At 64.0% G+C, this 7,122-nt stretch carries 7 protein-coding genes; 6 read left to right on the top strand and 1 reads right to left on the bottom strand.

Annotated features, from left to right (window positions below; translation table 11 throughout):
* Positions 1-108: 108 nt before the first annotated feature.
* A complete protein-coding gene (locus RBB16_RS05950; protein ID WP_306045285.1) occupies positions 109-1,284 on the bottom strand; it encodes a Ppx/GppA phosphatase family protein in 1,176 nt (391 codons plus the stop codon).
* A 269-nt stretch (positions 1,285-1,553) separates the two neighbouring features.
* On the opposite strand from RBB16_RS05950, the gene RBB16_RS05945 reads away from it, so the two are divergent.
* The 6 genes from RBB16_RS05945 to RBB16_RS05920 all read left to right on the top strand — a co-directional run bounded on the left by RBB16_RS05945 (position 1,554) and on the right by RBB16_RS05920 (position 7,089).
* Positions 1,554-1,865: a virulence factor gene (locus tag RBB16_RS05945; RefSeq protein ID WP_306045284.1), complete on the top strand. Its 312-nt coding sequence runs from the start codon at positions 1,554-1,556 to the stop codon at positions 1,863-1,865.
* Between the two features lie 35 nt (positions 1,866-1,900).
* Positions 1,901-2,836, top strand: coding sequence for a methylenetetrahydrofolate reductase (locus RBB16_RS05940; protein ID WP_306045283.1), 936 nt, complete (start codon positions 1,901-1,903; stop codon positions 2,834-2,836).
* 10 nt (positions 2,837-2,846) lie between these two features.
* The gene (locus RBB16_RS05935) at positions 2,847-3,812 is read left to right on the top strand and encodes a methyltetrahydrofolate cobalamin methyltransferase (RefSeq protein WP_071690418.1); all 966 of its coding nucleotides are present in this window, start codon (positions 2,847-2,849) and stop codon (positions 3,810-3,812) included.
* A 35-nt stretch (positions 3,813-3,847) separates the two neighbouring features.
* A complete protein-coding gene (locus RBB16_RS05930; protein ID WP_306045282.1) occupies positions 3,848-4,078 on the top strand; it encodes an N-(5'-phosphoribosyl)anthranilate isomerase in 231 nt (76 codons plus the stop codon).
* Between the two features lie 151 nt (positions 4,079-4,229).
* On the top strand, positions 4,230-4,937 hold the full coding sequence (locus tag RBB16_RS05925) for a hypothetical protein (protein ID WP_306045281.1): 708 nt from the start codon (positions 4,230-4,232) through the stop codon (positions 4,935-4,937).
* A gap of 103 nt (positions 4,938-5,040) precedes the next feature.
* Positions 5,041-7,089 (top strand): ASKHA domain-containing protein, encoded by a 2,049-nt coding sequence (locus RBB16_RS05920; RefSeq protein ID WP_306045280.1) that lies wholly within the window; start codon positions 5,041-5,043, stop codon positions 7,087-7,089.
* Positions 7,090-7,122 lie beyond the last annotated feature (33 nt).

The following is a 7,122-nucleotide window of genomic DNA, read 5'->3' as shown; positions in this document are numbered from 1 at the left end:
GGTTTGGGGGTGGAACCCCCAAGCGGGCCGACGAGGTCCCCGCGCAAGCGGGGGGTGAGGAGGCCCGCCCCCGGGTCGACGCCGACAGGCGGCGAAACCGCCCGTGCCCTAGAACGGCCCGTCTTCCAGCACCCCATCGGAGGACATCTGCGCATAAAGCAGCCCCTCGCGCAGCCCCCGGTCCGCGACACTCAGCCGGTCCGTGGGCCAGGCGCGCAGCAGCGCCTGCAGGATGGCCGATCCCGACATGATCAGCGAGTGCCGGTCGCGCCCGATCCGCGGGTCGCGGCGGCGGCCGGTGGGGCCGAGCGACAGGTAATCCTGGATGACCGAATCGATCTGGTCAGAGGTCATGCGCAGCCCGTCCACCTTGTTGCGGTCATAGCGGCGCAATCCCAGATGCGAGGCGGCGACTGTCGTCACCGTGCCGCTGGTCCCGATGATCTGGAAGCCCTCGCGCGCCTGATCGGCGGCATCCACGTAAGGTGAAAACTCCGCCAGCTGTTCCTCGAAATACCAACTCATCAACGCAAAGCGCGCGCCATCATCGGTCACATCCCGGTAAAGATCCTTCAGCGTCGCCACCCCGAGCGGGATCGAGATCCAGTCCACCACCTTGGCCTTGGGAAAGATCGTCTCCGAGTGGTCGAACCCCTGATGCAGCCGCATGATGGCGCGGGGCCGTTCAACCCGTGGAACCCGGCTGAGGTCGATCCAGACCAGTTCTGTCGACCCGCCGCCGATATCGACAACCAGCAACTGTTCCGTCCGGGTAGAGACCAGCGGCGCACAGGCCACCACCGCCAGCCGCGCCTCTTCCTCCGGCTGGATGATCTCCAGGTCCAGCCCCGTTTCGCGCTGCACCACCGAAATGAATTCGCCCGCATTGGTCGCCCGGCGGCAGGCCTCGGTCGCGACCAGACGCATCCGCTTCACATCGTGGCGTTGAAGCTTCTTCTTGCAGATTTTCAGCGCCGCGACCGTGCGGGCCATGGATTGCCGGGACAGGCGTCCGGACGCCTCCAGCCCCAGCCCCAGCTGGACGGATTTGGAAAAACTGTCGACCACATGCAGCTGGTTGCCCTTGGGCTGCGCGATCAGCATCCGGCAGGAATTGGTGCCCAGATCGAGCGCCGCATAGAGATCTGCGGGATCGGGGCGCAGCGGCTGTGGCGAGGCGACGGGGGGCGGTGGAACCGGCGCAATGCGCGCAGAGGCAGAGCCCTGCCCGGCAATGGCATCGTGTTGTTTCGGCTTGCCCCGGCGGGGGCGGCGGCGGCCCATGACCCCTCTCCTTCGCATCGCTTCCCCTCACGCTACCGCGTCGGCTGCAATCGCACAATGGGTCTGCGCCGCCCTGCGCACTGGCTCATCATCTTCATGAGAATTTAGAGCCTCTCCCGCTCTGGCCGATCCGGCTCATCCCCCCTATTGATCGGACGGCGCGTCGCAGGGGCGCGCTACGAGGTCGAAAACGAGACGGGCGAAGACCCGACCAAGCCCTAGATTGCTGCAAAACACCGCGCAGCCTTACCAGGAAGGAATCACGCCTCATGCCAGCTGTCACTATCGTCTACTGGCGCGACATGCCCGCCCAGGTCATCGTCGGAAAAGGGCGTCGGGGTGCCAAGGCCCCGTTGCCGGAACGGTTCGAGCAGGCCATTGACCGGGCCGCCATGAAGGTGGGCGCCAAGGATGACGACGCGTATCTCTCCGGCTTTCGCAAGGCAGAGCCCTTCGAGGTCGAAGGAGACCCGCAGGAGGTCGCAAATGCTCAAGCCGCCGCCATCGATGCCGAATACGACGCCGACAAGCTCAAGCAGCTGATCGCCAATGACGGCTACGCACAAGCCCCCGCCGAATGACCAACGCCCCACCATCCTCGTTCTTGGAGAAACTGATGGCCCTGCTCAAATTCCGCTCCTCCGCCGCTGCGCCTGCGGCCCCCGCTGGCAACCCCGCCGCGCTTGAGGCCTTCCTTCAGGGCTATTCTATCGAGGTGATGCCGCGCACCGCCGAAAAGGTGGACAATTTCCGCGACCTGCTGCCCGAAGGCACCCGCGTCTATATCGCCCATATCGAGGGCACGCCGATTGCCGACATGGTCGCCACCGCCAAGCGGCTGAAGGGCGAAGGCTTCGACGTCATGCCGCATTTCCCGGCCCGTATCATCAAGGATGCCGCGACGCTGGAAAACTGGATCGCCATGTACCAGGGCGAGGCCGACGTGAAACAGGCGCTGCTGCTCGCTGGTGGCGTCGAGAAGCCCCATGGCGACTTTCACAGCTCGATGCAGCTGATGGAAACCGGGCTCTTCGACAAGGCGGGCTTCCAGCGGCTGCACGTCGCGGGTCACCCCGAGGGCAACCGCGATATCGACCCCAAGGGCGGCGACGCGGTGGTGATGGAAGCGCTGCGCTGGAAGCAGGCGTTCTCGGATCGCACCGATGCCCAGATGGCGCTGGCCACCCAGTTCGCGTTCGAGGCCGGTCCCGTCATCGAATGGGCGAACCGGCTGTCGGCCGAAGGCATCAAGCTGCCCATTCATATCGGCATCGCCGGTCCGGCCAAGCTTCAGACCCTGATCAAGTTCGCCATCGCCTGCGGCGTCGGCCCGTCGCTCAAGGTCCTGCAAAAGCGCGCCAAGGATGTCACCAAGCTGCTCTTGCCCTTCGAGCCGCATGAAATCCTGAACGAGCTGGCCGCCCACAAGGCCGCCAACCCCGATTTCAACATCGAGAAGGTCCACTTCTTCCCGCTCGGTGGCATCAAGACCAACGCCCAATGGGCCATCGACAATGGCGGTGCTTCCGGCACCCCCGCAAACCAGAACTGAGAAAGAGCCCATGACCCGTACCGTTCTCGAATCCAAATCCAAGACCGTCGTCATCGGCTTTGACGAGCCCTTCTGCGTGATCGGCGAGCGTATCAACCCCACCGGCCGCAAGAAACTGGCCGCCGAACTGGAAGCGGGCGATTTCTCGACCGTGGAAAAGGACGCGCTGGAACAGGTCGCCTGCGGGGCCATGGTGCTCGATGTGAATGCGGGCGTGGTCTACAATTCCAACCCCAACCCGAACGAGACCGAACCGCCGCTGATGCGCCAGATGATCGAACTGGTGCAGGGGCTGGTCGACGTGCCGCTCTGCATCGACAGCTCGGTGCCCGGCGCGCTGGAAGCGGGCCTTGCCGCCGCCGAGGGCCGTCCGCTGCTGAACTCCGTCACCGGGGAAGAGGACCGGCTGGAACTGGTTCTGCCGCTGGTCAAGAAATACAATGTGCCGGTGGTGGCGATCTCGAACGACGATACGGGCATTTCGGAAGACCCCGATGTGCGTTTCGACGTGGCCAAGAAGATCGTGGAACGCGCCGCCGATTTCGGCATTCCGGCCCATGACATCGTGGTCGATCCGCTGGTGATGCCCGTGGGTGCCATGGCGACCGCCGGTCAGCAGGTCTTCGCCCTGGTGCGCCGTCTGCGCGAAGAACTGGGTGTGAACACCACCTGCGGCGCGTCGAATATCAGCTTCGGCCTGCCCAACCGCCATGGCATTAACGCGGCTTTCCTGCCGATGGCCATCGGCGCGGGCATGACCAGCGCCATCATGAACCCGGTGCGCCCTGTGGAAATGGAGGCGATCAACGCCGCCAACTTCCTGATGAACCACGACCCCAATGGCGGCAAGTGGATCAACTTCGCCAAGGTGCTGGACGCCACCAAGGAAGGCACCCCGTTCCCGGAAGCCGCCGCTGCCGCCATGGCAGCTGGCGGAGGCCGTGGGGGACGCCGCGGCGGACGTCGCCGCGCTTAATCGCCTGTTAACCTGAATCGGGCGAAGGTGGCTGCATGAGCTATCTTCGCCCGATTCACCGCAACGATATCTGGTTCGACCAAGTCTTCTCGGCGAAAGCCGCTACCAAAGGCGGCGTGATCCGACGCAGCAAAGCGGATGTGGATCGCAAGGTCGGTCGGGACAGGTTGGAACTAGAGGTCCGCAAACGCGGGTTTCACCTGGTTGAGGCAGGAAGTCAGTTCCTGATCATCTGTGATCGGGGAGACATCCGTATCGTTTGCTGAGAAAAATCTTCCAGAAGATTTTTCGAATAGATTCGAAGAATTTTCTGGAAAATTCTTCATGTGAAACCGCGAAGATTTTTCCGGAAAAATCTTCTTTTCCCGAACCAAACCTCCTAGGTACAGGCTGCACCCTACAGACCAGGCTTTCAGCATGCCCGCGCGACCAGAGACTGACACCACGCCGCCTTCCTGGGGTGAATCGCTTCCAAGGCTCGCTGTCAAACTCATCGTTCTCATCGCAATCGTGATTCTGTCCCATTACGCGATCGACTTCGCTCTCTCCTGGGCCGAATCCCTGCCGGCCCATTCGGAAGCCCGTGCCGAGCGGCTGATTCTGCTGGCCATTTTCGTAGCCTATGCCCTGCTCATCGCGCTGCCCTTCGTGCCGGGGATCGAGATTGCCATTGCGCTCCTTGTTCTGCGCGGACCGGAATTCGCCCTGCCCATTTATCTCGCCACTCTTGGAGGTCTGAGTCTGGCCTTCCTTGCCGGGCGCCTCGTGCCAATCCGCTCGCTGAAACGGTTCTTTCTCGACCTGCACCTTGTGAAAGCCGCCGCGCTTGTTGATCGTCTTGGTCCCATGGGCCCTGCGCAGCGAGTGCGGGAGTTGCAACGCTCCCTGCCCCGCAAACATGCGCGCATTGCCCTGCGCTACCGCTATGTGGGACTGGCGCTCCTGATCAACATGCCGGGATCGGGCCTCATTGGCGGTGGCGGCGGGATCTGCCTGATGGCCGGAATGAGCGGCGTCTTTTCCCCGCGCGCGACCTTTCCCACTCTCGCGCTTGCGGTCATGCCATTCCCGGTTCTGATGTGGGTGGCCGGCACCAACGGGCTGATGCCCTGGCTTCCGGCCTGAGACGAAATCCACCCGCATGCCGCAACCCGGCGCGAAATTGACGTTTCGCTCCTTTCCCTTGCCACCGGGCACGTTAAAACATCCGCAAAGGAAAGGCGCGCGCATGTCTGATACTCCTCTCGTGATCTTCACCCCCTCTGGCAAACGGGGCCGGTTCCCCGTTGGCACCCCCATTCTGACCGCAGCCCGCAAACTGGGTGTGGACCTCGATTCCGTCTGTGGCGGGCGCGGGATCTGTTCGAAATGCCAGATCTCGCCCTCCTACGGCGATTTCCCCAAACATGGCGTCACCGTCAGCGAAGACGCGCTGTCGGAATGGAACGCGGTCGAGGCCCGCTATGATCGCGTCCGGGGTCTCAAGACAGGGCGTCGCCTAGGCTGCCAGGCGACCGTTCAGGGCGATGTCGTCATCGACGTTCCGGCAGAAAGCCAGGTCCACCGCCAGGTGGTGCGCAAGGCGGCATCGGACCGGCCGATCACCATGGACCCCGCCACGCGGCTTGTCTTCGTCGAGGTCGAAGAACCCGATATGCACGAACCCTCGGGCGATTTCGAGCGGCTGTGCAAGGCGCTGAAAGACCAGTGGCAGATCGAGAACGTCACCGCCGGGCTGGCGCTGATGACCAAGCTGCAACCGGTGCTGCGCAAGGGCAAGTGGCAGGTCACCGTGGCGCTGCACCAGGCGCAGGGGACGGAGGGCTTCCGCATCCTCGACATCTGGCCGGGCCTGCACGAGGGCGGCATCTACGGGCTTGCCATCGACCTCGGGTCCACCACCATCGCCGCGCATCTGTGCGACCTTTCCGACGGGCGCGTGCTGGCCTCCTCCGGTCTCATGAACCCGCAGATCCGCTTCGGCGAAGACCTGATGAGCCGTGTGAGCTACGCCATGATGAACCCCGGCGGCGACCGGGAGATGACCAATGCGGTGCGCGAGGCGATCAATACGCTGGCCGGTGAAATCGCGGCCGAAGGCGGGATCGAGCCCACGCTCATCATGGAAACGGTCTTCGTCTGCAACCCGGTGATGCACCACCTGCTGTTGGGCATCGACCCGGTGGAACTGGGACAGGCGCCCTTTGCGCTGGCGACCTCCTCGTCGCTGTCCCTGCCCGCCCGCGATCTGGACCTGACCGCGCTCAACACAGAGGCACAGGTCTATGTCCTGCCCTGCATCGCGGGCCATGTGGGGGCCGATGCCGCCGCCGTGGCCCTGTCGGAAGAGCCCAACAAATCGGAGGACCTCGTGCTTGTCGTCGATGTGGGCACCAATGCGGAAATCCTTCTGGGCAACAAGCACAAGGTTTTGGCCTGCTCCTCCCCCACCGGTCCCGCCTTCGAAGGCGCGCAGATCAGTTCCGGCCAGCGCGCCGCCCCCGGCGCGATCGAGCGGCTGGAGATCGACCCGGTCACGAAAGAACCGCGCTTCCGCATCATCGGCTGCGATCTGTGGTCCGACGATCCGGGCTTTGCCGAAGCAAGTGCGGCGACGGGAGTCACCGGAATCTGCGGCTCTGGCATTATCGAGGCCGTGGCCGAAATGCGCCTTGCGGGCATTCTCGACGCCTCGGGCCTCATCGGGTCGGCGGAACAGGTCGGCACGCCGCGCTGTGAACCCGAAGGTCGGACCCATGTCTACCTGATCCATGATGGCAGCGCCGAGGGCGGACCGCGTATTACGGTGACCCAGGGCGACATCCGCGCGATCCAGCTTGCGAAATCGGCGCTCTATGCGGGTGCCAAGCTGCTCATGGATGAAATGGGCGTCGAGACTGTCGACCGGGTGACGCTGGCCGGGGCGTTTGGCGCCCATATCAGCCCCAAACATGCGATGGTTCTGGGCATGATCCCCGACGCACCGCTGGAAAAGGTGACCAGTGCAGGGAACGCCGCCGGACATGGCGCGCGGATTGCGCTCTGTTCACGCGAGGCGCGGGGTCGGATCGAAACCGTTGTTCGCCAGATTCACAAGATCGAAACCGCGGTGGAGCCAAAGTTTCAGGAGCATTTCGTCAACGCCTCGGCCATTCCCAATTCCGTGGAACCTTTCCCGATCCTCAACAGCGTCGTGGACCTGCCCAAGGTCCACTACGGCGCGGCCGGTGCCGATGGCGGCGAGGGCGGTGGACGCCGCAGGCGACGCCGGGGCTGATCGCTGCTAGCATGGGCGGATGACCTCAACCGG

This window comes from Nioella sp. MMSF_3534, assembly GCF_030732985.1.
Taxonomy (GTDB): Bacteria; Pseudomonadota; Alphaproteobacteria; order Rhodobacterales; family Rhodobacteraceae; genus Nioella.
The sequence above is the reverse complement of the archived record's forward strand: the minus strand, read 5'-3'. Positions and strand labels throughout refer to the sequence as shown.